Source organism: Nocardia brasiliensis ATCC 700358 (assembly GCF_000250675.2).
Lineage (GTDB): Bacteria > Actinomycetota > Actinomycetes > Mycobacteriales > Mycobacteriaceae > Nocardia > Nocardia brasiliensis_B.
The window spans coordinates 1,926,275-1,950,211 of record NC_018681.1 but is presented as its reverse complement, the minus strand read 5'-3'; the positions used below and the strand labels follow the sequence as shown (position 1 = coordinate 1,950,211).

Annotated in this window: 23 protein-coding genes and 1 tRNA gene; 11 read left to right on the top strand and 13 right to left on the bottom strand. The window is 65.9% G+C overall.

Annotation, left to right across the window (positions count from 1 at the left end):
• Positions 1-175: 175 nt before the first annotated feature.
• From darG to O3I_RS08665, 5 genes are all read right to left on the bottom strand, one after another.
• Positions 176-1,246: a type II toxin-antitoxin system antitoxin DNA ADP-ribosyl glycohydrolase DarG gene (darG, locus tag O3I_RS43640; protein ID WP_014982532.1), complete on the bottom strand. Its 1,071-nt coding sequence runs from the start codon at positions 1,244-1,246 to the stop codon at positions 176-178.
• A gap of 13 nt (positions 1,247-1,259) precedes the next feature.
• Complete coding sequence (locus O3I_RS08680) at positions 1,260-1,955, bottom strand: DUF4433 domain-containing protein (RefSeq protein ID WP_014982531.1); 696 nt, start codon at positions 1,953-1,955, stop codon at positions 1,260-1,262.
• A 185-nt stretch (positions 1,956-2,140) separates the two neighbouring features.
• The gene (locus O3I_RS08675) at positions 2,141-2,635 is read right to left on the bottom strand and encodes a single-stranded DNA-binding protein (RefSeq protein ID WP_014982530.1); all 495 of its coding nucleotides are present in this window, start codon (positions 2,633-2,635) and stop codon (positions 2,141-2,143) included.
• 401 nt (positions 2,636-3,036) lie between these two features.
• Positions 3,037-3,990 (bottom strand): serine/threonine dehydratase, encoded by a 954-nt coding sequence (locus tag O3I_RS08670; RefSeq protein WP_041563547.1) that lies wholly within the window; start codon positions 3,988-3,990, stop codon positions 3,037-3,039.
• A 166-nt stretch (positions 3,991-4,156) separates the two neighbouring features.
• Positions 4,157-6,214 (bottom strand): cytochrome c oxidase assembly protein, encoded by a 2,058-nt coding sequence (locus O3I_RS08665; protein WP_014982528.1) that lies wholly within the window; start codon positions 6,212-6,214, stop codon positions 4,157-4,159.
• Between the two features lie 82 nt (positions 6,215-6,296).
• Here O3I_RS08665 and O3I_RS08660 point away from each other — a divergent pair, with 82 nt between their 5' ends.
• Both O3I_RS08660 and O3I_RS08655 read left to right on the top strand, forming a co-directional pair.
• A complete protein-coding gene (locus O3I_RS08660) occupies positions 6,297-6,683 on the top strand; it encodes a DUF4345 family protein (protein ID WP_014982527.1) in 387 nt (128 codons plus the stop codon).
• A 69-nt stretch (positions 6,684-6,752) separates the two neighbouring features.
• A tRNA-Arg gene (locus tag O3I_RS08655) sits at positions 6,753-6,829 on the top strand.
• A 347-nt stretch (positions 6,830-7,176) separates the two neighbouring features.
• Here the strand turns inward: O3I_RS08655 and O3I_RS08650 are convergent.
• The 4 genes from O3I_RS08650 to O3I_RS08635 are packed head-to-tail and all read right to left on the bottom strand — an operon-like array spanning position 7,177 to position 11,917.
• Positions 7,177-8,388 (bottom strand): cytochrome P450, encoded by a 1,212-nt coding sequence (locus O3I_RS08650; protein ID WP_014982526.1) that lies wholly within the window; start codon positions 8,386-8,388, stop codon positions 7,177-7,179.
• Between the two features lie 55 nt (positions 8,389-8,443).
• Positions 8,444-9,409 (bottom strand): terpene synthase family protein, encoded by a 966-nt coding sequence (locus tag O3I_RS08645; protein WP_014982525.1) that lies wholly within the window; start codon positions 9,407-9,409, stop codon positions 8,444-8,446.
• A 35-nt stretch (positions 9,410-9,444) separates the two neighbouring features.
• On the bottom strand, positions 9,445-10,827 hold the full coding sequence (locus O3I_RS08640) for a cytochrome P450 (protein WP_014982524.1): 1,383 nt from the start codon (positions 10,825-10,827) through the stop codon (positions 9,445-9,447).
• A gap of 22 nt (positions 10,828-10,849) precedes the next feature.
• Positions 10,850-11,917 (bottom strand): polyprenyl synthetase family protein, encoded by a 1,068-nt coding sequence (locus O3I_RS08635; protein WP_014982523.1) that lies wholly within the window; start codon positions 11,915-11,917, stop codon positions 10,850-10,852.
• A gap of 266 nt (positions 11,918-12,183) precedes the next feature.
• Between O3I_RS08635 and O3I_RS08630 the strand changes: the two genes are divergently transcribed.
• Positions 12,184-13,395, top strand: coding sequence for an agmatine deiminase family protein (locus O3I_RS08630; RefSeq protein WP_014982522.1), 1,212 nt, complete (start codon positions 12,184-12,186; stop codon positions 13,393-13,395).
• A 72-nt stretch (positions 13,396-13,467) separates the two neighbouring features.
• Here the strand turns inward: O3I_RS08630 and O3I_RS08625 are convergent, their stop codons facing one another.
• Both O3I_RS08625 and O3I_RS08620 read right to left on the bottom strand, forming a co-directional pair.
• A complete protein-coding gene (locus O3I_RS08625) occupies positions 13,468-14,670 on the bottom strand; it encodes a PucR family transcriptional regulator (RefSeq protein WP_014982521.1) in 1,203 nt (400 codons plus the stop codon).
• 7 nt (positions 14,671-14,677) lie between these two features.
• Entirely contained in the window at positions 14,678-15,256 is a 579-nt protein-coding gene (locus O3I_RS08620; RefSeq protein ID WP_014982520.1) for a TetR/AcrR family transcriptional regulator, read from the bottom strand.
• A 95-nt stretch (positions 15,257-15,351) separates the two neighbouring features.
• Between O3I_RS08620 and O3I_RS42470 the strand changes: the two genes are divergently transcribed.
• The 7 genes from O3I_RS42470 to O3I_RS08585 all read left to right on the top strand — a co-directional run bounded on the left by O3I_RS42470 (position 15,352) and on the right by O3I_RS08585 (position 21,153).
• Positions 15,352-15,735: a VOC family protein gene (locus tag O3I_RS42470; RefSeq protein ID WP_014982519.1), complete on the top strand. Its 384-nt coding sequence runs from the start codon at positions 15,352-15,354 to the stop codon at positions 15,733-15,735.
• A gap of 3 nt (positions 15,736-15,738) precedes the next feature.
• Positions 15,739-16,650, top strand: a complete 912-nt coding sequence (locus tag O3I_RS08610) for a VOC family protein (RefSeq protein ID WP_081593928.1) — start codon at positions 15,739-15,741, stop codon at positions 16,648-16,650.
• A gap of 33 nt (positions 16,651-16,683) precedes the next feature.
• Positions 16,684-17,088: a PPOX class F420-dependent oxidoreductase gene (locus O3I_RS08605; RefSeq protein WP_014982517.1), complete on the top strand. Its 405-nt coding sequence runs from the start codon at positions 16,684-16,686 to the stop codon at positions 17,086-17,088.
• Positions 17,089-17,097: 9 nt separating this feature from the next.
• Positions 17,098-17,487, top strand: a complete 390-nt coding sequence (locus O3I_RS08600) for a VOC family protein (RefSeq protein ID WP_014982516.1) — start codon at positions 17,098-17,100, stop codon at positions 17,485-17,487.
• A gap of 46 nt (positions 17,488-17,533) precedes the next feature.
• On the top strand, positions 17,534-18,688 hold the full coding sequence (locus O3I_RS08595; RefSeq protein ID WP_014982515.1) for a winged helix DNA-binding domain-containing protein: 1,155 nt from the start codon (positions 17,534-17,536) through the stop codon (positions 18,686-18,688).
• Positions 18,689-18,863: 175 nt separating this feature from the next.
• Entirely contained in the window at positions 18,864-20,213 is a 1,350-nt protein-coding gene (locus tag O3I_RS08590; protein WP_014982514.1) for a lipase family protein, read from the top strand.
• A gap of 70 nt (positions 20,214-20,283) precedes the next feature.
• On the top strand, positions 20,284-21,153 hold the full coding sequence (locus O3I_RS08585) for an alpha/beta fold hydrolase (protein ID WP_014982513.1): 870 nt from the start codon (positions 20,284-20,286) through the stop codon (positions 21,151-21,153).
• A gap of 108 nt (positions 21,154-21,261) precedes the next feature.
• On the opposite strand, the gene O3I_RS08580 is transcribed toward O3I_RS08585, so the two are convergent.
• Complete coding sequence (locus O3I_RS08580; protein ID WP_014982512.1) at positions 21,262-21,942, bottom strand: TetR/AcrR family transcriptional regulator; 681 nt, start codon at positions 21,940-21,942, stop codon at positions 21,262-21,264.
• A gap of 120 nt (positions 21,943-22,062) precedes the next feature.
• Between O3I_RS08580 and O3I_RS08575 the strand changes: the two genes are divergently transcribed.
• On the top strand, positions 22,063-23,478 hold the full coding sequence (locus O3I_RS08575) for a flavin monoamine oxidase family protein (RefSeq protein WP_167829117.1): 1,416 nt from the start codon (positions 22,063-22,065) through the stop codon (positions 23,476-23,478).
• Between the two features lie 45 nt (positions 23,479-23,523).
• On the opposite strand, the gene O3I_RS08570 is transcribed toward O3I_RS08575, so the two are convergent.
• Positions 23,524-23,790 (bottom strand): hypothetical protein, encoded by a 267-nt coding sequence (locus O3I_RS08570; RefSeq protein ID WP_014982510.1) that lies wholly within the window; start codon positions 23,788-23,790, stop codon positions 23,524-23,526.
• Between the last annotated feature and the right edge of the window lie 147 nt (positions 23,791-23,937).

Below are 23,937 nucleotides of genomic sequence, written 5' to 3'. Positions count from 1 at the left end.
AGTCCTGTCGCGCACGGAAACCGAGTGCCATTTCCAAGTACGGCTGATCCATCCTTACCAGCTTCGGTACAGTGCCTGATCGCTCGATGTCCTCGTGAGATTCAAACCACAACTCTTGCACATCGTCCGTCAGTGCCACCAGTTCCTCGCGTCACCAAGTCGTCAATACCAAGTGTCAACCCTGCAGTGCCCCCACAGCTTTAAGATGCCCCAACGCTGATGCGACATGCTCATCCGTGAATAGGCGCCCTTTGCGCTCGGTCCATTTCCTGACCACTTCAGCAGCTTTAGTCGCATCTGAGGCGCGATGATGCCGCGCGACCCAATCCGCACTCGCGAGCAATTCCACACCGTAGGGCCCTTCGAACCCTTCAATCCACGACATCACACGGTCGATTACAGAATAGACCTGATCATAGTCACCATTGGCAAGGAACATCTTGGCCTCCGAATAGCCTCGTTCAGTCGGAGCTATCGGACTTAGATCAAGCACCCTGCAAGCACCGTCGCCGAGGCCCGTGACGTATGCACCCTCCATTCCCTGCAGGAGGTGCCGAACACGCTCACTATAAGGCCCGTAGCGGCCTTGACTGAAGTCCAATTTCAGGCGCGGCTCAAGCAACTCGGCGAAATACATAAGTTTCTGTATCTCAAGATGGGAGGCACCATGCTGATCTTCCCATGGCTCGGCTATCGCGCGTTGAGCGACGTAGGATCCAATCAGCGATACCACGAGCGCACGACCCCAAGTCATATTAATATGCTCTGGCGCAGCAACTGGTCGCTGAACCGAGGAGGGCGAGAAGAGGAGAACCCGGATACCTTCCATTCCGCTCAACTTACGTCGAATTAATGGTTCGACGTCCGCCCACGACAATCCACCGTTCCCAGCCCCAAGCGGTGGTATGGCGACGGAATTTATCTCATATTCGATCAGCACGCGCTTTAGATCATCAAGACCGGATTCAATGTATTCGAGCTTCGACGGCGAACGCCAGTGACGTTTTGTCGGGAAGTTGATCACCCATCGCGCACCATCGAGTTGTTCGATAGGGCTGACGAACATTCTTCCAATCTGCACGTCGCCTCTTCGGCACGCAGCCTCGTACTCCTTGAATACGCTTGGAAACCGCCTTTTAAACTGTAGAGCGATCCCTTTTCCCATGACGCCCACGCAGTTGACCGTATTGACTAGCGCTTCGGCGTCGGCGGCAAGGAGATCGCCGCTCGCCTGCTCAACGACCATGCGGACTCCTCCTTCAGTAGAACATTTCCGGTACTACGTGATACTCGCGTACGCCACCGACATCTTGGAACGCTACCTTGGCAACTTCCAGGGCCGAAGCCTTCTTCGCTATCACCACCTGGACCAATCGCAGGTCGAATCGGTCCTTCACCAGCACCTCCGCAGCTCGACGACTCATCCGGTTTTGATCGTCGGGTGTGTTGTACCAGTCTCTCTGGCACAGGAGGTCGAAGTCTACAAAGTGACCGAGATCATCCAGCTTGCGACTGAAGCCTACTGTCGACGTCGCAGCGTTCTGGTCCGTAGCACACCAGAGACTTCCCGAAACTGCCAGATTGCCTAATACGAAACCGAGCAACACCAAATCGTCACTGCCACCGCTGTAGTCCGCGTGCCCACGGTTAACTACGTAGAGCATGGGGGACTTGGCCGCGATATAGAACGGGACATGCTCATTCACATAGCATGCAGGGTACTCACTGTCGGGCCTCACAACTATCTGGGCACGCCGCTGCTTGACGCCAGGGTTCGCCACGTTAACTTTCGGCGTTACGGCTGAGGCTGGGAGAAGAGCCTTCTCAGACGCGATTCGGCCCAAGTTGCCAGCATGGGTGAAGTGCCAAGCCAGCCAATCCCTGGGATGCTCGCGCAGCGGTGCGCCACCGCCGCAGCTCATGAAGCCAGACGCCGGGATGTAGGCCAGATCCACGAGTGCATCCTATGCTTCGGCGCTAACGGAACGTCGTCGCGTATCTACTCGGATGACGAGGTTGGCGACCTGATCACCAAGATTCCACCCCACTGGCACTCATCGCGCCCCGGTCGCAGGACGGTTGGAGCCCCGCTCCGGGCTTGGTCTTCACACCACCGGAGCGGGGCGGAATCGCCGGGCGGTCAGACCGGGGTGGGCACAGCTTCGTCGGCGGTGACGAGTTGTGGCGGTTGGGTGGGCGGGAGTGCGCCCGACAGGACGCCGGATTCGGTGACCGAGAATTCTTGTGGGGGTTGGTCGTCGGTCCAGCGGTCTGCGGACCAGCGGGTTACCTGGGCGGTGCAGCGGGCGAGGTCGGGGCCTACTGCGGTGGCGCGCATTTCCAGGTCGCGGCGCTCTACGCCGTCTCTGCCGCGGTATTCGCGCGAGCGCAGTTGGCCGTGGGCCAGGACGGGGTCGCCGCGGTGCAGCGATACGTCGACGCCCGATACCAAACGGCGCCAACAGGAGACGGTGAGGAACAAAGCGCCGTTGTCCACCCACTCCCCTGTCGCGTGGTCGAGTCTGCGCGAATTGCTCGCCATCCGGAAGGTCAGCATCTGCTCGCCGTTCGGCAGATCCCGCTTCACCGGATTGTTCACGATCGTGCCGATCACGGTCGTATTCGCCTCGTACATGGTGACGCCCCTTCGCATTCCGCCCGCTTGCCCGGGAACTTCCGCCCCTTGAATGGGGTGCCACCAGCGTCGCCGATCCGGATGCCGATCGGATGGTGCGAGCCGAGAATGTGCACAACTTTCCCGGATGTGGATATCCGGTGCTTCGCAGGCGATTTCGCGCTCCGCGGCCGATCTCGCAGCGACCGCCGATCCCGCGCGCGCCCAGTCCCGCGCTCACGCCCAACCCCGCGACCACGCCCAATCCCGCAGCGACCGCCGATCCCGCGTTCGCGCCCAATCCCCCGCTCACGCACAGCCCTGCGACCGCGCCCAATCTCACGCTCGCGACCGACCCGCAGCCGCGCCCGATTCCGCAGCGGCGGCAAGTCCCGCGTCCGCGCCCGACCCCGCGTTCGTCCCTAGAGCGCCGCGAGATCCGTATTCGCCCCGCACAGCACGATAACGGGCCGCTCCCCAGGAGCCGGAACGTACACCCCGCTCTGTACGGCCGCCAGCGCAACCGCGCCAGCCAGTTCGACCACGATCCGGAACTCACGCCACAGATAGTCCCGCGCGGTGGTGATCGCGTCGTCGGTGACCAGCAGCGAACGGATCTCGTGCCGGCGCGCCACGTCCATCGCGATATCGCCGATCCTGGTGGCGCCCAACGATTCCGCCACGATACTGGACACCGCTATCTCGACCGGCCGGTTCGCCGCCAGCGCGGCATGCAAGGTGGGAATGCCTTCCGGTTCGACGCCGATGATCTGCTGGCGCCGGCCGATCGCGGCCGCGATGCCCGCGATCAGTCCGCCGCCGCCGACCGCGGCCAGCACCGGCGGCCGTCCGCGCACCTGCTCCTCGAGTTCCAACCCGACCACGCCGGCTCCGGCGACGACCGCGGCCAGGTCGTAAGCATGCAGACGCAATGCCTTGCGTTCCACCGCCAGTTCGGTGGCGTAGTCGAGCGCCTCGGTGTAAGTCGTGCCATGCCAGAGCACTTCGGCGCCGTGCGACCACATCGCGGCGACCTTGGTGTGCGGCGCCGACTCGGGAACGACGACGGTGCAAGACTTTCCGAGCTGCGCGGCGGCCAAGGCGGCGGCGATGCCCGCGTTCCCGCCCGAGGCGATCACCACCTGCTCGGCGCAGTCCGGTGCCGCCAGCAACGCGTTGAGGCTGCCGCGAACCTTGAAAGTGCCTCCGTACTGGAGGTATTCGAGCTTCATCGTGACCGGCACCGGGCCGTCCGGCCCGGCGACGGAGGTGTGGAAGACCGGGGTCTTACGGGTGCGTCCGGCCAGCCGCTTGCGCGCGGCCCGCACATCGGATCGGTGCACACGGTCGATGTGGTCGTGCTCGGGGAAGACCATGGAACGCTCGTTCACAACCACACCTTGACCACATTCGACTCGACCACGACTGCCCAACCATGTCCGAAGCACAGTGTCCGATCGTGGAGCACCGTCCCGCAAGACGGATTTCGCACGATTGCCTTCGCAGGACACAGTGTCAGTGGAACACACTGTGCCACTCAAATCACGGTTGTGCCGGATCGCCCGCCGACTTCTGTGTTCCCCGATCACGTTTGGCCAGTTCGGCGAACATCGCGTTGTGCGCGGCGAGGTCCGCGTCGTGGTCGCGGTCGGCGGCTCGATCGGTGCGTTGCGCCAATCGCTTGTCGCTGCGCGACCATTGGATGAGCAGCGCGAGCATCACCACCACCAGCGGCACCTCGCCACTCGCCCACGCCAGGCTGCCGCCGGTGCGTTGATCGCCGAGCAGGTCACCGTTCCAGCCGAGTCCGAGGCCGCGGTAGAACCAGCCGCCGAGCACCGTGGTCATGCTCATCAGCGCGATCCCGAAGAAGGCGTGGAACGGCAGCGAGCCGAACACCATGGCCAGCTTGGTCAGCGGCTCCACCTGCCGAGGCTTCGGGTCGATACCGATCACCACCCAGTAGAACAGGTAGCCGCTGAGCAGGAAGTGCAGGTTCATCAGCAGATGCGCCCCATGGGAATCCGCAAAGGTGTCGAAGATCCCGCCGAGGTACAGCGCATAGAACCCGCCGACGAAGATCACCGAAGCCACGATGGGGTGGGTCAGGAACCGCGACACCGGGTTGTGCACCGCGGCCAGGATCCACTCGCGCGGTCCCGGTGCCCCACCGCGCCCCGCGGGCGGCAAGGCGCGCAACGCCAGTGTCACCACGCCGCCGAGCGCGAACAGGATCGGCGCCAGCATAGACAGTGCCATATGCGCGCCCATGTGCACGCTGAACATCGCCGGCGCGTACCGACCCACCCCGGACGAGGTGGCCAGCAGCAACACCACACAACCGGACAGCCAGGCGATGGTCCGCCCGATCGGCCAGGCGTCGCCGCGGGCCCGCAGCCTGCGTACGCCGAGCAGATATCCGATCGCGAGGACGATCGCCAACGTGCCGAAGATCAGGTCGAAGCGCCAGTCGAACAGCATGCGCGCGACCGTCGGCGGCCCGGCCAGGTTGTAGCCCAGCTCCACCTCCGCAGGCGTGGGGATGCTGGTGGGCGGGGGCGGCGGCGTCCGGCCGAGGCCCACCGCGAGACCCATCGTCGCGGCGAACACCAGCACCTCGACTCCGGCGAACCGGATCAGTGCGCCGCGGTCTTTCGGGTCCGCGGCCAGCGCGGGCAGCGCGGCGCGGCGTTGCGCGTAACCGAACAGGCCGAGCAGCACCAGCGCCGCCGCCTTCGCCAGCACCAACCTGCCGTAAGTACTGGTGAACAGCTCGTCCCAGGGCACCCGGACCCACGAGTTGATCACCCCGCTCACCCCGATCGTGACGAACGCGAAGGTGGCGGTCAGCGAAAAGCGGCGCGCGGCCAGATCCGTGTGCGCGCCGCCCCGACGGGCATGCGCCAGCAGCGCGAACAGTCCGCCGACCCACACCGCGGCCGAAACCAGATGCAGGATCAGGCTGTTGGTGGCTACGTCGTGCGCGCCGCCCGAGGACGAATGACCGGTCAGCGCGAGCGGCATCATCGTGGCGATCGCCGCGCCGAACAGCACCGGCGTCCACCCCCAGCGCAATGCGAGCCGCGCACCGACCGCGACGATCAACGCGAACAGCACCGTCGTGCGCCACGCGCCCGCCAGCTCGATCTGATCGATCGCCCGCCACAGACCCACCGGGTCCAGCGTGTCGCGCACCGGTTGTCCTGTGGTGTCGGACACGGTCAGCGGAATCAGCAGCGCCGCACAGCAAGCCCAGAGCAGCGCGAAGTTCGAGGCGCGCCGCATCGCGCGATAGCCGCCGACGTCCAGCAACCCGCTCGCCTGCGGCGGCACCATGAAGGCGGCGAACAGCAGCGAGCCGACGGTCAACGCCGCGGACAGATCCGCGAGCGCGCGCACCGCGGGCAGCCCGTAGGTGGTCAACGCGCCGGGATCCGGAATGCCGAGCAAACTCAGCGCCTGCGCCGCGGACAGACCCACCACGAGTGCCGCGACCATCGCGGCGATCGCCGCGGAAAGCGCGATCACCACTGCGTATGTCGCCGCCGGCCGGTTGCTTTCCAGATCGGGGGAAGCGGACGGGTCCAGCGCAGACGACATACGACTGAGCGTAGTTCCAGTGTTATCGCGTGGCCGCGCCGGGTTTGGGCCGATATTGTGGGCTGCGGATCACGGAGGTGTTGTGTCGGTCGTATCGATCGTGTTGATTGCCTTGGTGGCGTTGTTCTTCGCTGCCATGGGCGTTTTCGGGCTCTTACGGCCCAGCCAACTGGTCGACCCGCTCGGGCTGCTCGCCGACCGCGCGGACGCCCGCGCCGAGGTGCGGGCCGTCTACGGCGGCTTCGGCATCGCCATCGCGGTGATCCTCGGGTTGGCCGCCGCAGATGTCGGTGACCTCAGATTCGGTGCGTGCGTGGCGGTGGCCGCCGCGCTCGGCGGGATGGCGTTCGGCCGAGTGTGGTCGTCCGTCGTCGAAAGCCCGTCCGCCTTCTACCCCGTTTGGTTCTACCTGGTGCTAGAGGTGATCTTGGCCGCGATGCTCGTACTCGCCGTCGCGCTGGACCCTTAGCCATCTGGTCGGTCGCTATAATTGGCGCGCTGGACAGCACGACCAATGTCGGCCATGGTGGAACCCACTGCCTCCGTAGCTCAGTTGGATAGAGCAAGGGCCTTCTAATCCCTAGGTCGCAGGTTCGATTCCTGCCGGGGGCGCCACACCCGCTCTGACCTGGAAATACTCCGGGTCAGAGCGGGGATACCCGCTCTGCGCAACGCTCAAACACTCAGGAACTCTGTCCAGCAGACTTCCCGCATGGGTAGCGATTCGATGCCCATGCGGAGCCGGTCGGGTGTCATTCGCCGCGAAGTTCTGCTGCCGTAGGCATCGAACAGTCCCCGAGCCAGCGCGCGCGACAACTCCTCCCCGCGCAAGCACCCAATCGCCAGAGCATTCATCAACCCAGGTTCGCAACGAGTACGGCGCGGTGCTGATCTATCTCGCGCTCTTTCTGTGGAGGTCGATCGCCGGTCGGCTCACCCGGCGGGGTATCGACGCCCCGGGTTCACCACGTCACCGGGAGTTCGTGCACCCCGTACACGACCATGTCGTCTTTGAACTCGACCTCGTCCAGCGCGACCGCGAGCCGTAGCGTCGGGATCCGCCGGTAGAGCGTGCGGTAGGCCACCTGCAGTTCGACCCGCGCGAGCGCCTGGCCGAGGCACTGGTGGATGCCGTAGCCGAACGCGAGGTGGTGGCGCGCCTCGCGGGTCACGTCGAGCCGGTCGGGGTCGGGGAACCGCGCCGGATCGCGGTTGGCCACGCTGTCCGCGGTGATCAGCCCGTCGCCCTGGCGGATCCGCTGCCCGCCGACCTCCATATCCTCCAGTGCCACGCGCCGTCGTCCGCTGTGCGAGATGGTGAGGTAGCGCAGCAGCTCCTCGACCGCGTTCGCCACCAGCGCGTCGTCACCGTCGCGGACGGCGGCGAGCTGATCCGGATGCTCCAGCAGCGCGGCGGTGCCGAGGGCGATCATGTTGGCCGTCGTCTCGTGTCCGGCTACCAGCAGCAGCAGCCCCATCGACGCCGCCTCCGCGACCGTCACCGCGCCGGCGGAGATGTGTTCTGTCGCAAGCCGACTCAGCAGGTCGTCGCCGGGGTCGGCGAGCTTGTCCCGTACCAGTCCGCCGAGGTAGTCGAGCAGTGTCTCCATCGTGGCGAGTGATTCGGCCACGGGCGTATACCTCGCGGTCAGCACCTTGCTCACCCGGTGGAAGAAGGCCCGGTCGGCATACGGCACGCCGAGCAGTTCACAGATCACCAGCGAGGGCACCGGAAGTGCGAACGCCTCCACCAGGTCGGCCGGTTTCGGGCCAGCGAGCAGATCGTCGATCAAGTCATCGACGATCTGCTGGATCCGCGGCCGCAACCGTTCTATCTTCCGCACGGTGAAGTCGGCGGTGAGCAGGCTGCGCTGCGCGGCATGTTCCGGGTTGTCCATGGTGATGAACAATTTCGCCCGCTCGGGACCGGCCTTGATCCCCGGCGACTGCGCCGGGTACCCGTCCCGGGCCGAATCGGCGCTGACGCGCGGATCGGCCAGCAGCGCGCGAATGTCCGCGTACCGGGTGAACAGCCACGGCTCGCCGTCGTCCCAGATCCGCACCTTGGACACCGGCTCCTCCCGCTGCCTGCGGCCGAGCTCGGGTGGCGGGTCGAACGGGCAGCGCCCGCGGGCCATCGGGTACTGGCGTGCTTCGGACCGAACTTCCGACATCGCAGTCCTCCTACAGAAATTCACCGAACGATTGTTCGGTACATACAGAGCGGGGCTATCCGGCGGTGTATCGGGCGCTTTCGAGGTGGATGTCGTATGTCGCCTTCACCACGGTCTGAATTCCGGTGAGGAACCGCAGGGCTCGGTCGATCTGGTCGAGGTCGGCGTCGAGTTTGCGCAATGCGGCCGGCAGGGTCTCTGTGGCTTCGACTAGGACGAGGATATTTTGGTTTGCGATCTCGATCGCGCGGGCTGTCGCGTCTTCGTGGGTGAGCCCGGTCGATCGTTCCAGGACGGCTACCGCATTCTCCGTGTCGCCGCAGCGGAGTTCCTTTTCGTAGGAGAAGACGTCGTTGATCATGATGATGATGTCCAATGCTGCGCGGCGCAGGCGAAGCATCTCCGGGCTGGTGTGCACTACCGGCGATAGTTCGCAGTCGTCGGTCAGTTCGATGAAATCCAGCAGCGGGTCGGACACTATATCGAGTCGTCGATGGGCGAGGTAGTCCTCGATACTGGTTGATCCGCCCGTCGCGCGAGCGGCGGCGTGATGGGCGAAACCGGTAAGGCCCGCAGCGAAGTGTTCGCTGAATCGATGGAACCAGATCGCCGACGCGCTGCCCCGGAATCGGCGCATCATGTCGGCGAGCGCCCGAGTCAACGGCACCTCGGAAGCTTCTTGGAAAGTAGCTGGTGCGCAGATGATCTCGATCATGCCTTCGACTGAGGCTGCCACCGCCCCAGGCAAGGTGCCCAGACGGCCGTTGAATTCGTCGTCGTAGAGAAAGCCCCAGCAATTCCAGTCGGTGACCAGGGCCAGATCGTCTACACCGGCGTGTGGATAGAGACGGCCGATGATGAGCGGCAGGTCGGCACCGATGTCCGCGGTCGCCGCAGGGGCGATCCCCATGGTGTCGATCCAATCCCGATGCGGCTTACGGACCAGCTCTGTTCGCGGGTTGCGGGCGCTGGGGAAGGGAATGCGCAGACCCTCGACTGCTTGTCCTGCGTCCACCGACATTGTGGTTCTCCAATCTATTCGGGCGGCTCGGATGGTTACAGGGATCGGCGCGCAGTAACCCGGAGGCGGAGGTGGCGGGGGGTCAAGGTCGCCTTGACAGCAGGCTCGAGAGCTTGATCCGAAAGCGGCGTCAGGCGCCACTGGCCGACAATAGTGATCAATGCCATCGTCGCCTGGGTGACGGCAACGCGATCGCCGATACATTTGCGGGCTCCGGCAGCGAATGGAATGAAGGCCGTTCGATCAGGCTTGGTGTGCCGCCAGCGCTGCGGGTCGAAACGATCGGGATCGTCGTACAAATCCGGTCGACGGTGAATGACGTAGGGACTGTAGGCCAGCGTGGTCCCGGCCGGAAGCTGGAAGCCGCCCAGCAAAGTCTCCTTCGTGACCGTGCGGGTGAGCAGCCAGGCCGGTGGATAAAGCCGGAGAGTTTCGTTGATGACATGACTTGCCATTTCCATATCGGTCAGCCGCTCGAAAGTCATCGGTTCACCGGCCAGGACGTCTTGGATTTCCTGATGAAGCCGGTCCTGAATTTCGGGGTGGCGGGCAAGCAGGTGCAGAGCCCAGGCCACTGTGCTCGCGGTCGTCTCCGTCCCGGCGCCGAAGAAGGTGGTGATCTGGTCGACCAATTCGATATCCGTCAGCCGATCGCTGCTGCCCGGGTGTTCCGTGGAGTCGACGGCCTCCTGCAGGAAAGCCAGTAGATCGCTGTGGTCGGCGTCGTCCGCACGACGTCTGCCGACGGCGTCGGCTACCGCACTCCGCAACCGCTTGTTGGCCTGGTCGAAGCGCCGGTTTCCCAGCAACGCGAAGTGGTTGAGGAACCGGGGTGTGATCATTCGCCGGAACGCTCCCTCCACCACCGTGACCAAGTCGGCGATGAGCTGTTCCGGCTCCGGCAGGGTGTGGGCGAACATTGTCAGCACGGCCGTGCCTGCTGTCATTGCCATCAATTCTCTGTCGACATCGACGACTTGGTCGTCCTGCCAGGAACTCGCCATTTCTTTCGCCGCGGACGCGAACACCGCGCCGAATTCGGGGAGCCGGTCCGGACGAAACGCCGGCTGGCACAGCCGACGCTGCCGTCGATGCCTGCTGTGCGGGCAGGTGATCAAACCATCACCGATCACCTCGGCAGCTTTGTCCATGACCGGTCCGCCCTTGTCGTAGGTGCTGTCCTCCAACAGAACCTGCCGGGTGAGCAGCGGATCGCACACCATCACCATCGGAAGGGACCCGATTCGCACCGTCGTCACATCGCCGTATGCGGGAAGTGCCGAGATGAACGCCAACGGGTCCCGCAGCAGCGCTAACGAATGCCCGACCATCGGCAGCGCTCCCGGAACAGTCGGAATCGCCTGATTTTCCAAACCGCCGTTCGGCAGTTCTCGGTGCCGGCTGAATACTGCTCGCATAGTGACTCGGACTCCTATTGAATTATCGGTTGCGGTCGACAGCCGTCGAACCAAGAATGCTCAGCTCGGACAGGTCCATAAAACTGGGCAGTGCCGCCATGGCCGCGAGTCGATGCTGCTCGGCCAGTTGCCGTGCCGCAGTCATTCCGCCCGCTTGCTCGACCAACTCGGCAGCACGAACCAATTCGGCCTTGCTCAGCACTCGGTCATCGAAATACAGACCTGCCAGCTCGGCTGCCGCGGGATGGTCCGATTCGAGCGCCGCGACAATCGGAAGGGTTCGTTTTCGCCGAGCGAGATCGTTGCCAGGTGTTTTTCCGGTAATTGCCGCATCGCCCCAGATGCCCAGCAGGTCGTCGATGATTTGGAATGCGATGCCTGTCTCCCGGCCATAGGTTTCCAACGCCGCCACGGTGGCATCGTCGGCCCCGGCGTACAACCCGCCCAGCGCACACGCGGCCCCGAGCAGCGCGCCGGTCTTGCCGGACGCCATCAGCAGGTAGTCGGCGACATCGACCCCACCGCCGTGCTCGCAGGCGCAGTCGAAATGTTGACCCGCGCACAGGTCCAGGGCCGTCGAGGCCAGCAGCGCAACCGCTCGGACCACCACACGGTCCGGACTGCCGATGAGGACGCGAGTCGACAAGGCATGCAACGCATCACCCAGAAGCACGGCGTCACCGACACCCCATACGCGCCACACCGTCGCCCGGCCACGACGCAGCTGGTCGCCATCCATCACATCGTCATGAATCAGCGTGAAATTGTGCAGCAGCTCCACCGCTGCCGCAGCCGGCGCCGCCACCGCGGCATCGGCCCCCCACGCTCGCGCCGAGGCGAAAGTCACCGCGGCACGCAACCCCTTCCCCTGGGTCGAGCCGGTAGGACGGCCCTCGACATCCCACCACCCGAAGTGATATCCGGCCATTCGTCGCAGCGGGGCCGCTAGCCCGTCTACTGCCGCACGCAACAGCGGCTCGACCTGTTGGCGTGCGGCGTCGAGGAGCGCGCCCGCATCCAATTCCGGTGCGTCAGTCCGAGAAGGCTGCCCGCCCACCTGAAAACGCACACACGACGGCACCGCGGTCATATCGATTTCCTATCGTGACTCATCATAGGTCAAATGAATTGACTGGAGATAAATCCAATCGTTGCCCTCACGGTAGGAGTTGTCAAGGTGAATGAGACAAACGCAACCGAGGCCCCGGACGCGATAGAGACACTCCGGACATAACCGACGTCCGGAGCCTCTCGGCATGGTGTCGCTGCTACCCGAAGACCACGTCGACCGGCAGCTTCGACGTGGAAGTGGTGGCTACCACGTAAGATCGGGGTGGGGAGTCAGGGGGATCGCCGATGGCACGTCTTCGTTTCGATTACTCGGCCAATCCATGGTGGAAGTGGCGCTACACCTGGTGGCTGGCCCCGGAACTCGCCGCGTTCTATCCCGCGATGACCGAACTGCGACCACCGGCGACGGCCGCGGCGATGGCTCGGTGGCTGCATCGGTGGCGGTTGCTACCGCCGGATGTCGATGTCGAGGCTGCGGCCGGCGAGATCGCCCGGTCCGCGGTCCCGATTCTCGACATACCTTCCGCCGCACCGCCTTCGGAGCACGGCGCGCCGTTGCGGTTACCTGCCGAGTGGGAGCCGGTGGAGCGGGTGCTGGTGGCGTGGCCCTACCTGTTTCCGGGGTTGTGGCCGTTTCATCGAAATCTGGTCCGCGCGATCGCGGCGACCACCCCCGTGACGGTGATCGTGCCTACCCCGCTGTTCGCCGCTGCCGTCGCGCTGCAGCTGCCCGGGCAACCTGTCGACTACGCGGTCGCACGGCTCGACGATATCTGGATCCGCGACTACGGCCCGCTCGTCGGGGTGGACGACGCCGGTCGACGGGTCGCGGTGGACACCCGCTATCGGCCCCCGCCCGCCATATTCACCGGATACGACGACAGCTTCCCGGGCCGCTGGGCAGGCGCGAACAAGCTGGGCTGGCGTCACCTGCCACTGCGGCTCGACGGCGGCAATCTCTGGTCCGACGGCCGAGGCACAATACTCACCACTTCACTGCTGTTCCGCCGCAACCGCTTCCGCGGTCGTGCCCGGGTACACGAGTTGCTGAGCGAGAGCTTCGCAGTGCGCAACATCATCGAATTGCCGCCCCTGGCCGGCGAATTCACCGGCCACGTCGACCTGATCGCCAAACCCGCCGATGGCGAAACAGTGCTGGCCACCGAGCCCGGCCGCGGCGTCAATCGTGCTCGCCGCCAACGAATTATCGAGATACTCCGACGCGCCGGTTACCGCGTCGTCGAACTGCCTTATCTACCGGCGTATCTGAACTGGCAAGTGCCGGTGTGGCGTTCCTACACCAACGCTCTCACCAGCAACGGTACGGTTTTCCTGCCCTTGTTCGACGTAGCGGAGGCAGATCGAGCCGCGGTACGCGCCTACCAGCGGGCCATGCCCGATCACGACATCGTCGGCGTGCCCGCCCGAGTCCCCGCCGGCTCCGGCGGCACCATCCACTGCCTCACCCTGCAAATACCCGCACCGAGCGCGCGCTGAGCGACGATGTGGTGCGTCCTTGCAGCCTCCTGATCAGCGCCGTCACAATCGGCTTCGACAGCCGGCGAACATTCACACCTGGCGTGATGCCAATGCCTCGAGCCGGCGGACGAGCACGGCGGCCGCGAAGAGTTGGGCGCTGTCGGGATCGGTCGGATCATAGCCGGTCAGTTCGGCAATTCGGTGAAGCCGATAGTTGATCGTATTGCGGTGCACCACAAGGCATTCAGCGGCGGCGAGCCGATCGAAGTCATAGGTCGTGCAGGCATCGAGAACCTCGATGAGGTGCGGGTAGGTGGCGAGCGGCGTGAGCAACTCGGCCAGCCAGCGGCGAGCAGGGCCCGGCCGGGTCAGTTGGTAGTGCAACGCGAGGTCATCGATGCAATAGACGCCGGTAGGCCGGTGGAGCACGGCAGCCAAGCGTGCGAGCTCGGTTGCCGTCTCGGCCGCGGCGGCTATCCCGTCCAGCTCGGTGTGGGCCGCGGCTCCCGCCACGACGCGACGACCGGTCACGGTCGCCAGTCGCGCGACGAGCCCGGTGAGCCGTGTTTCGGTCACGGCGGCGGGGAAAAGCGTTGTAGCACCGTCGCGTTCGAGCCTGCTCAACGCGTGGCGCGAGACCGCCTCGATCTCGGCACGGAGGTGGGACAGCACCGATTCAGGTCGTGGCCGCCCGGGGCCGGTCGGCTCGGCCACATGGAATACGACCGCCCGATACTGATCGGCCAGCTCGATCCCCGAGCGTTCGATCAGATGGCCCACCGGCGCGCCGGACAGCATGGCCTGCGCGAGCACCCGCCGGCGTTGCTGCTGCTCCCACCGAAGTTTCTGGCGTTCGCGCAGATACCTGCTCGCAATCCGGACATCGATCGCCGCGACCGTGGCCAGCAGATGCGGTACGGCGGCGAGCAGTTGGTTGCGCTCGGACGGCCGTATCGCCAAGCGCGCCACCGCGTCCCAGCCGCTCGCGATCGCGCGATGCTGTGCGATGAGCACCGCTTCGATCGGGACACCCTCCGCCGCACGGCGAATCGCGTTGTCCAGTGCCGCAGCCAGTTCCGCTGGGTTGGGTGCGCGCAATTCACTTGCCGCGCGGAGGAATAGGTCGAGTCCCGCCTCCGCGTTGTGGGTCAGCTCCGCTTCGAGCAGGTCACTCGGCAGCTTCCGGTATTCCGGAACGGTGCTGAGCACCGCCCGCGCCATCGACCGGGCGACCTCCGGCAGCTCTGCGCGCAACCGGTCGGCGAGTCGTTGGCGGGTGCCGCGTGCGTTCATCGGTCTCCTAGCCGGGCTGCGGTAGACCGAAGACGCGGTACATGACCGCGGTGACCTCGGCGCGATCGGGCGGGGTGCCGCGGACCAGGCCGTGCAGGATGTAACCGCTCATCGTGCTGCTGGCCACGACGGCGGTGATCCGGTCGGTGAAACGCGGGGCGAGCGCGCTCACCGCCGCCTCGTTGAAGCGATCGGCCGCGGACTGCAATTCCGGCCGTCGTGCCGCGGCCAGGCACAGTTCGAATTCGACGATGCTCTGCCCCCGCTGCTCGGTGACGCAGGCCAGCACGATGTCGATCAGGTAGCGCACGACCTGTTCGAGCGTGTCGTCGGCATGCTCGGCAGCCCACCGGTCCAGGTAGTCGGTGTACCCGTCGACCGCCCGGTGCAGTACCGCCGCGAGCAGGTCTTCCCGGTCGGCGAAGTAGTAGGTGGTCGAGCCGAGTGGGACCTGCGCGGCCTCCGCGACCGCGCGATGGGTCAATCCGTCCACTCCGCGCTCGGCGATCACTTGTTCCCCGGCCGCGGCGAGCAGGTCACGACGATGGGACGCGGACCGTCGCCGCTTCGGTTGCTGACTATTCACTGAACTCCATCTGATACCTATAAATTTGTACAATATGTTTGTACACTATCGTTCGGCGCACCTGCGCGCCGACACTCGGACGGAAGGAAGCAGCTATGCAGATGCGTCGCGTGAGCCCATTGATGATCGTGGCGGACACCGCTGCCACGCTGGCGTGGTACGCCGAGCGCGGCTTCGAGGTGGTGCGCGATCTGGCACCCGATGATCTCCACCTGCTGATCAAGGACGGCGAGGCATTCGCCCAGGTGATGGGAGCGGAGGTGGCGCATGAGTTCATGCCGGAGAAGGCAGGGCTACCGATCGGGACGATGTCGGGCTGGATCTATCTCAACCTCGACGACGCCGCGGCGTTCATCGCGTCCATCGAGGGCCGGGTAGAGGTGGTCAAGGACGTCGATTTCGACTTCGGTCGCGTGTTCTACTTCAAGGACCTCAACGGCTACACCGTCGGCGTCAACCAGATCCAACCGCTGGGGTGACCGATGAACGGTCGCCAAAGGATTGCCGAAGATTCGGCGCGTGCGGGCATAGCTGCCCGGATCGTGGTCATCGCGCTGATCTTGATCGCCGGGGTGGCAGGTTGCACGAGTGCGCCCTCGGGCGGGCCGCCACCGGCACCGTCCCTGGCACAGGTGAGCTTGATCGATATCACCTCGGCCGATATCCCGCGCGACCGCGCGTTCTATGAGCGAACCTTCGGCTGGACGCTGGCGGCGGACTATCCGAACTATCCGATCCTGGCCGCGGGCAAGGGGCCGGATATCGGCCTCGCGATGCTGGGCAACCCGGAGGCCGGACCGCTCGAACCGCTGTATCGCATCGGCCAGAGCCTGGTGTTCTTCGGGGTCTCCGATATCGACGCCGCCCTCCAGCGAGCAGTCGCGCTGCGCGGGCGCGTCGTCCAGCCGGCCACGCCGATCTCGGTCGGTGGTTCCTACGCGATGTTCGCCGATCCGGCCGGCAATGTCATCGGCCTGACTCAGCACGCCACCCATCCGGTGACCTCCTCCGGCGCGGCGGGTAAGCCGAATCCTGCGACCCTGGTGGCGATTTCGACGCCGGATGTCGCGGGTACCCGCTCGTTCTATGAGCAGCTGTTCGGACTACGCCTGAAGGAGCGCTCGCCCGGTTATCCGATCCTGACCAGCGGCGCAGGTCCTGATATCGGTATCGCCCGCGTCGACGATCCGGAGGCGGGACCGGCCGTACCGCTGTATCAGGTCGGGAAACCGGTGGTGTTGCTGCAAACCCCGGATATCGACACCAGCCTGAAAGAGGTCGGGCAGTCCGGCGGAACAACATTCCAGTCCAAGGTGGCGCTGCCCTCCGGTGGCGCGTATGCGTTCTTCACCGATCCCAGTGGCAACACCCTCGGACTGCTCGAACGGCCATGAATCAGCACCATCGGCATCGACGGGAGTAACGCTGTGTCCGAACAATTTCTCACGCTCGGCGACGGAAAGTACGTATATCTCACCCACTTTCGCAAGGACGGCACACCGGTCGGACTGCCGATCTGGGTCGCCCGGGACGCCGAGCGACTCGTGGTGTGGGTGGAGAACATCGATACCTGGAAGGTCACACGAATGCGCCGCAATCCCCAGGTCACGGTCGCCTCCTGCGACCTGCGCGGGCACCGGCGCGGGCCGGAAGTCGCCGCGCGGGCCGAGGTGCTCGATGTGGCGGGCACCGACCACGTCCGGAAGCTGATCGCTCGCAAGTACGGTCTCCCCGGGCGAGCCGCGCTCTGGGGGAACCGGCTCTTCCGCGGCAAGAACACCTCCGTCGGCATCGCACTGTATTGCGCCGCCACCCCCTCGAATTCGGAATAGGACCCCCTCATGACTGCCGCGATCTCGTTCACCTGCGTCACCGTCGATGCCGCCCACCCACCCACCTTGGCCGCCTTCTACCGTGATTTGCTCGGATGGCAGATCTATCACAGCGACGCCGACTACGCGCTGGTCGGCGACGGGCACACGACGCTGTGTTTCGGTGCGGTAGAGCGGCATACGCCCGCGCGCTGGCCCGACGATCCCGAACATCCCAAGCGCGTCCACTTCGATTTCAGCGTCGAGGATGTCGAACAGGCGACCGCTCGCGCGCTGGACCTCGGCGCCATCCTGCCGGAATTCCAGCCCGGCGCGGATCCGGAGTGGGCCGGGCATTCCCCTTGGACCATCGTGCTCGATCCCGAGGGCACGCCGATCTGCCTCAACCCACGAGCCTGACCAAACCGCTCATTCTCTTCTGACAACGATATGAAAGATCCTGTCCATGAACACCATTGCGACGACCATCACCGCCGGACAACGCCGCGCTCTACTGACGCACCGGCAGTTACGCACGGCAGCCAATGCCGCCGAAACCACCGCCGCGGTAACCGCATCCGTGCTCGCTCTGCATGCCACCGACCCTGCCACGGTTTATCTGTCGGCCGCCGCGCGTCTGTCTGCTCCGCAGCACGAGACCATCGAGGGCCAGCTGTATGACCGCGTGAACCTGCTGCGAATGACGGCGATGCGCGGCACTCTGTTCGTCGTCCCCCGCGAGCTGGCGCCGGTCATGCTCGCCGCCCTCGGCCGCGAACACGCCGCAGGCAGGATGCGAGCCTTGGTGCGGCAGTTGGATTCCGCCGGGATCGCGCCCGACTGGGTGAACGGAGCAATGGCTGAGCTGCTCGCCGTGCTGGCCGAATGGGGCACTGCCACCACCGCGGAACTCACGGCGGCCGTCGACGGGTTGGATCGGCTCTTCCCCACCACCACGCGCACCCGCAGCAGCATCGGATCCTGGTTGCTGTTCGTCCTTGCCGCACAGGGACGTATCGTGCGCGCCGACCGGGTCGGCGGTTGGACGAGTATCCAGCACCGCTGGGTGCTCGCCCCTGACCTGCCCGACTTTCCGGCGGCACAGGCACGCGCCGAACTCGCGCGACACTGGCTGACCGCTTTCGGGCCCGGCACCCTCGCCGATCTGCAGTGGTGGACCGGATGGAAGGTCACCGACACCCGGGTCGCCCTCGCCGACACCGGGGCCGTCCCGGTAAACCTCGGTGACCAACCGGGTTTCGCCCTCCCCCAGCATCTTTCGGGGCTACCCGAGCCGGAGCCGGTGGCGGCGGTGTTACCCGGACTGGATCCGACCCCGATGGGCTGGCGCAACCGAGACTTCTACCTCGATCCTGCGCATGTGCCCGCGCTCTTCGATGGACGGGGCAACATCGGACCTTCGCTGTGGTGGGGCGGCCGCATCGTCGGCGGTTGGGCACAACGTCGCGACGGCACTCTGGCCTGGCAGCTCCTGACCGACCCAGGTCGCGCAGCACAGCGCGCCATCGCGATCGAAATCGACCGGCTCAGAGACTATTTGGGCGATCGCCGGTTCACCGTCGCCTACCGCAATCCGCTCGAACGCACGCTCAGCGGATAGGCGCGGCCCTGTCGGGTGCACAAACAACGCGCACCAACCCTGCGCCACCGCCCAGTGACGACCACGACAGCTCCTTGCGATCGTGCTCTGCACAGACGCCACCGCCGGTGACCGGCCCGCGGGGCGGAATCGAGATGAGGGCGCGATGCGGCAGCGTGGAAGAATTCGGTACGGAGTGGTCTTGTTGGCGACAGCGCTGCTGTACGCCACGCACCCGGGACTCGCCGCACCGGACCCGGTAATCGAGGCCGAACCCGCCGTGACGCTTCCGCCGGAGTTCGACGAATTCTACCGTCCGGCTGCGGATGTGGTCGCCGCCGCCCAGCCAGGCCAAGTGCTGCGAGCCCGATCGATCACACCGGCTTTTCTCGGCTTCGCACGGCTGAACATCGACGCGTGGCAACTGCTCTACCGCACCACCGACAGCCACGGCCAGGCGATCTCGACGGTGACCACCGTGCTCGTTCCGCGAGGCCCGGCACCAGCGAACGGACGAAAACTGTTGTCCTATCAGATCGCCGAGGACAGTGCCGCCCAATACTGTGCACCCTCCTACGTCCTGCGCAGCGGTGCCGTGCCGATCGAGATGGTCGTCGCGATCGAATCGCTGATCCCGATCGCGGCGGGCATCGGCCAGGGCTGGACGGTTTCGCTGCCCGACTACGAGGGACCCAATTCAGCGATCGGGGCCTCCCGGATCAGCGCGCAGGCCACACTGGACGGCATCCGCGCGACCCAGTCTTTCCACCCCGCTCAGCTGGCAGGCACTGCGACGCCGACCGCACTGTGGGGCTATTCCGGGGGCACCGTTCCCACCTCGTTCGCTGCCGAGATCGCCCAGGACTACGCGCCCGAACTCGACATCGTCGGCGTGGCCGCAGGCGGCATCGCCGCGGCGGATTTTCCGGCGGCATTGCGCCACAACAACAACGGGGCCTACACCGGCCTCGTCGGCGTGGCCTTCGCCGGGCTGAGCAACGAGTATCCGGAGTTCCGTGACGTGTTGCGCCGGGAGCTGGATCCGCTGGGGCAGTTGTTCCTCGGCTCGAAGTTCATCTTCTGCCGCGCTCAAGGTTCAGCACTGGTTCCGTTCTACAACTTCTGGGGCTCATACCGGGGTGGAGATCCGTTGCAGAACCCCGTGATCCAGCGTGTCATCGCCGATATCTCGCTGGGGCAGCGCACTCCCGACATGCCGCTCTACATCTATCACGCGCAGAACGACGAGATTCTGCCTAACGCGGGCACCGACCGGCTCGTCGACCAGTACTGCCGAGACGGGGCGCCCAGCGTCGCGTATGTGCGAGAACTGCTGGCCGAGCACATCTCCGGCACCATCTCCCATCTACCCGGGGCCTTCTATTGGCTGCGCGACCGGCTCGACGGCGTAGCCGCGCAACCCGGATGCGCCATCACCAGCCCCGTCACCACCGTCACCGACCCCCTATTCACCCGAGCCGTAGTTGATCTCGTGCCAACCGCGCTGCGCGCGCTGATCGGCGAAGCGATCGGTGCCGGCGGGTAGCCGCAAGACCCGCTCACGGAGATCTAGCACCCACCGATGAGTTCTCGGCTCCGGTACCGTCGAAACCGGCATGACGACACACAAGCTCGAAACCTCCGGCGCGACGCTCACTTACGATGTCCACGGACCGCTCCCGACCGCGGACGGGCGGCCGCCGCTGCTGATGATCGGCCTCCCGATGGACGCCAGCGGTTTCACCGCGCTCGCCGCGCATTTCCCGGACCGTACGGTGGTCACCTACGATCCGCGCGGGCTCGGTCGCAGCGTGCGCACCGACGGCGAGGTCGACAACCTCCCCGCTGTCCACGCCGACGACGTGCACGCCGTCATCGAGGCGCTCGACGCCGGCCAGGTCGAGGTCTTCGCCAGCAGTGGCGGGGCCATCGTCGCACTGGCGCTCGTGACCGCGCACCCCGACGACGTGACCACGTTGGTGGCGCACGAACCGCCGCTGCTGTCGGTGCTCCCCGATGCCGCCGCGGCCGAACGCGCGGCGGACGGGTACCGCGCCGCCTACGCGGAAAAAGGTTTCGGCGCGGGCATGGCTACCTTCATCGCGATGACCTCCTGGCAGGGCGAATACACCGACGACTATTTCGCCGCGCCCGCCGCCGATCCCGCGACGTTCGGCCTGCCGACCGAGGACGACGGCGCCCGCGACCACCCGCTGCTGTCGGAACGTTCCCGTCCGGTCGTCGGCTACCGCCCCGACATCGCCGCGCTCACCGCGGCGCCGACGCGGATCGTCCTCGGCTATGGCGATGAGTCGATCGGCACGGTCACCGCCCGCACCTCGTTGGCGCTCGCCGACCGGCTCGGCCACCAGCCTGTGCTGTTCCCGAGCCATCACGGCGGATTCACCGGTCCCGAGTCCGGCTACCCGGGTCAGCCCGAGGCGTTCGCCAAGGTCCTCCACGAAGTCCTCGACCCGGCCAACTGATCGAGCGTTCCCGATGGTCGAGAACCGTTGAGCCACTCGAGGACTGGTCTCAGCAGAAACCCGCGGACCGGGTACCGCATCGGCGCACCCGGCTCCTGCGGCAGAGCTTCAGGCGGGATCGAGACCGTTGAGGACGGCGCGCAGGCCGTGGCCGAAACGTTGGACCGGATCGGTGTTCGGATAACGTTCGAAGTAGGCGGCGACCGGCGTGACATCTTGCCCGTCGGCTGAGGTCAACCGCGAAATGTCGGCCGCGGTAAACGAACTCGCCGCTCGACCGGCGCGGGCCCAAGGGGATTCGGCGAGCGCGGCGCCGAGCACGTAGTAGTAGAAACCCGTCAGCGCCGAATCCAGGTGGCCACCGGTGAAACCCGCGGCGGTCAGCACCCGCAGGATCGTGCCGAATTGCGCGACGGCCGCCGGGCCCAGTGGCGGGTTGGCACCGACCAGGGCTGCGGCCCACGGATGGCGCACCAACGCCTGGAAGGTGTGGTGGCCGATCGCGGTTAGCGCGGCTCGCCAGTCGTCTGCCGCCGGGTCGGCCGCGAGCGCCTCCGCGAACACCGCGTCGACCGCGAGTTCCAGCAAATCTTCTTTGGTGGCCACATATCCGTACAGCGTCATCGGCGCGGCGTCGAGCCGGGCCGCGAGCTTGCGCATGGTCAGACCGGACACCGACTCCGCATCGAGCAGCGCAACAGCGGTGACCACGATCTGGTCGAGGTCGAGTGCGGGCGGGTTACGCGTCGGCTTCGCCGGGCGCAGCCACACCGAGTTCCGTTCGGGCATTGCCCGATCCTACGACGGCACGTACATTGAACGCGTGTCCGTACAACGTACGGGACATGCGTACAACGTACGAATCGCGGACGGCCGCGTGCTCGCTCCGCCTGGATCGAGGGAGAAACTTTGTCGGGGAACGAAACTCACGAGGTAGACGTCGTGGTCATCGGCGCAGGCCTGTCCGGCCTGGCGGCGGCGCGACGTTTGGTCGACAACGGTCGCTCGGTCGTGGTGCTGGAAGCCGGCACGCAGGTCGGCGGGCGCACCCGCGACGGCTGGGCGGGCACAACCCGCGTGGACGACGGCGCATCGCTGGTGTATCCCGCACACCACAACGTGTTTCGACTCGCCGCGGCGCACCGGGTCGAATTGTTCGAGGGGAGCTTCGACGGACGGTTCTTGTTCGTTTCCGACGGCGTGACGCACACCCTCCGGCTCGGCTCGACACCCGGTATTCGACTACTCGGCCGCCCCGCCTTGCGACCGCTGCTGCAGATAGCGCTACGTCTCGCGGCACGGTGGCTCGACCTGCCGCTCCCCGCCGCGGATCTGACCGAACTGATCGGTGCGATCGGACATTTGGACGACTTGGCGGCCACGGTGCCGGCGCACGCACCGTGGACCGCACCCGGCGCGGTCGCGCTGGATCGGCGCACACTGGGTTCCTGGCTGGCCGACGAGTTGACCTCGCCGTCGACGCGCGCGATGGTCGAGGCGAGCCTGGCCGGGTTCGTGCCGTTGTCGGCCTCGCTGCTCTACACCCTGCACTTCTTGAACACCTGGGGTGGCGTCGGGTCACTGCTGTTCGGACAGCAGCGCTCGGTCTATCGATTCACCGGTGGCGCACAGGGTTTGGCGGTGTCCGTCGCGGAATCACTCGGCGATCGGGTGCAGCTCGGCACCCCGGTACAAGCCATCCATCGACAGTGCGACCGTGTCACGGTGCGCAGTGCGACAGCGGAATTCGTCGCACGGCGAGTGATCGTCGCGTTCACCCCCTCGGGCATGCGTGATGTGCGCTTCGAGCCGGAACTACCCGGCGACCGAGCCTTGCTGCACGATGCTTGGCTACCGGTGCACGGACGCAAGATCAATGTTGTTTACCCGGAACCGTTTTGGCGCCGGGCCGGGCTTTCCGGCGCCGCACTGGGCGATCTCGGGCCGATTCCCGGGGTGACCGATGTATCGCCCCGCGACCCCGGGGTGGGCATCCTGACCAGCTACGTCACCGTGGACGAGACCGCGGTCGACCCGGGTACGCGGCAGACCGCAGTGCTGGCGACGTACGCCCGGCTCTTCGGCCCGCAAGCGCTGGAGCCGCTGGCGTACGTCGAAAAGAGCTGGGCGGACGAGCCTTTCGCCTATGGTTGCGAGGGTGGGCTGGCCTGTGGCGCACTGACCTCGGCACGGCGCCTGCCGAAAGAACCTGTGGGCCGCGTCCATTGGGCGGGTGTCGAGACCGCCGACGCGTGGATGGGATTCATGAGCGGCGCGATTCAAGCCGGCGAACGCGCCGCCGACGAGGTCCTCGCCGCAAGGTGAGGGAGCTACGCCGGGACGCTCTCGATACGCGGTGACCGGCACATCTCACGCGCCGCTGTCACCCCCACCGGCGTGGAATTCCGACGACGAGGAGCTGGTTCCCCCGCTCCGCCGGGCTCCGCTGCTGCCTGGCTTGTCGTCGCGGTGGCGACGGAGTCCGATGATGCCGAGCACCACCAGCGCGGCCGCTACGAGCGCGCAGATACCGGCGGCGGTCAGGGAAAAATCCACGAGTGCGGCGGCCGCGATCAGCACCACGCCCGCGACGACGAACAACATCAGCCCTCCCGGCGGAAGCAGTGTGACCAGCATACGAACTCCGTCGGACACGGTTCTGCAAAAACGCTGTTAACACCGGTACACGCGATAGACGATTGCTACTACATCTGGTTGACAGCGCGACGCGGTCGCGGCGGAGTAGGTCCCACCCGTCCGCATCGCAAAGGCACCAGGGGAAGG

Excerpts from the sequence above, each read along its gene's own strand:
- darG (WP_014982532.1), bottom strand. The coding sequence starts at position 1,246 with ATGGTCGTTGAGCAGGCGAGCGGCGATCTCCTTGCCGCCGACGCCGAA.
- O3I_RS08675 (WP_014982530.1), bottom strand. The coding sequence starts at position 2,635 with ATGTACGAGGCGAATACGACCGTGATCGGCACGATCGTGAACAATCCG.
- O3I_RS08670 (WP_041563547.1), bottom strand. The coding sequence starts at position 3,990 with ATGGTCTTCCCCGAGCACGACCACATCGACCGTGTGCACCGATCCGAT.
- O3I_RS08665 (WP_014982528.1), bottom strand. The coding sequence starts at position 6,214 with ATGTCGTCTGCGCTGGACCCGTCCGCTTCCCCCGATCTGGAAAGCAAC.
- O3I_RS08650 (WP_014982526.1), bottom strand. The coding sequence starts at position 8,388 with ATGTCGGAAGTTCGGTCCGAAGCACGCCAGTACCCGATGGCCCGCGGG.
- O3I_RS08645 (WP_014982525.1), bottom strand. The coding sequence starts at position 9,409 with ATGTCGGTGGACGCAGGACAAGCAGTCGAGGGTCTGCGCATTCCCTTC.
- O3I_RS08640 (WP_014982524.1), bottom strand. The coding sequence starts at position 10,827 with ATGCGAGCAGTATTCAGCCGGCACCGAGAACTGCCGAACGGCGGTTTG.
- O3I_RS08635 (WP_014982523.1), bottom strand. The coding sequence starts at position 11,917 with ATGACCGCGGTGCCGTCGTGTGTGCGTTTTCAGGTGGGCGGGCAGCCT.
- O3I_RS08630 (WP_014982522.1), top strand. The coding sequence starts at position 12,184 with ATGGCACGTCTTCGTTTCGATTACTCGGCCAATCCATGGTGGAAGTGG.
- O3I_RS08625 (WP_014982521.1), bottom strand. The coding sequence starts at position 14,670 with ATGAACGCACGCGGCACCCGCCAACGACTCGCCGACCGGTTGCGCGCA.
- O3I_RS42470 (WP_014982519.1), top strand. The coding sequence starts at position 15,352 with ATGCAGATGCGTCGCGTGAGCCCATTGATGATCGTGGCGGACACCGCT.
- O3I_RS08610 (WP_081593928.1), top strand. The coding sequence starts at position 15,739 with ATGAACGGTCGCCAAAGGATTGCCGAAGATTCGGCGCGTGCGGGCATA.
- O3I_RS08600 (WP_014982516.1), top strand. The coding sequence starts at position 17,098 with ATGACTGCCGCGATCTCGTTCACCTGCGTCACCGTCGATGCCGCCCAC.
- O3I_RS08595 (WP_014982515.1), top strand. The coding sequence starts at position 17,534 with ATGAACACCATTGCGACGACCATCACCGCCGGACAACGCCGCGCTCTA.
- O3I_RS08585 (WP_014982513.1), top strand. The coding sequence starts at position 20,284 with ATGACGACACACAAGCTCGAAACCTCCGGCGCGACGCTCACTTACGAT.
- O3I_RS08580 (WP_014982512.1), bottom strand. The coding sequence starts at position 21,942 with ATGCCCGAACGGAACTCGGTGTGGCTGCGCCCGGCGAAGCCGACGCGT.
- O3I_RS08570 (WP_014982510.1), bottom strand. The coding sequence starts at position 23,790 with ATGCTGGTCACACTGCTTCCGCCGGGAGGGCTGATGTTGTTCGTCGTC.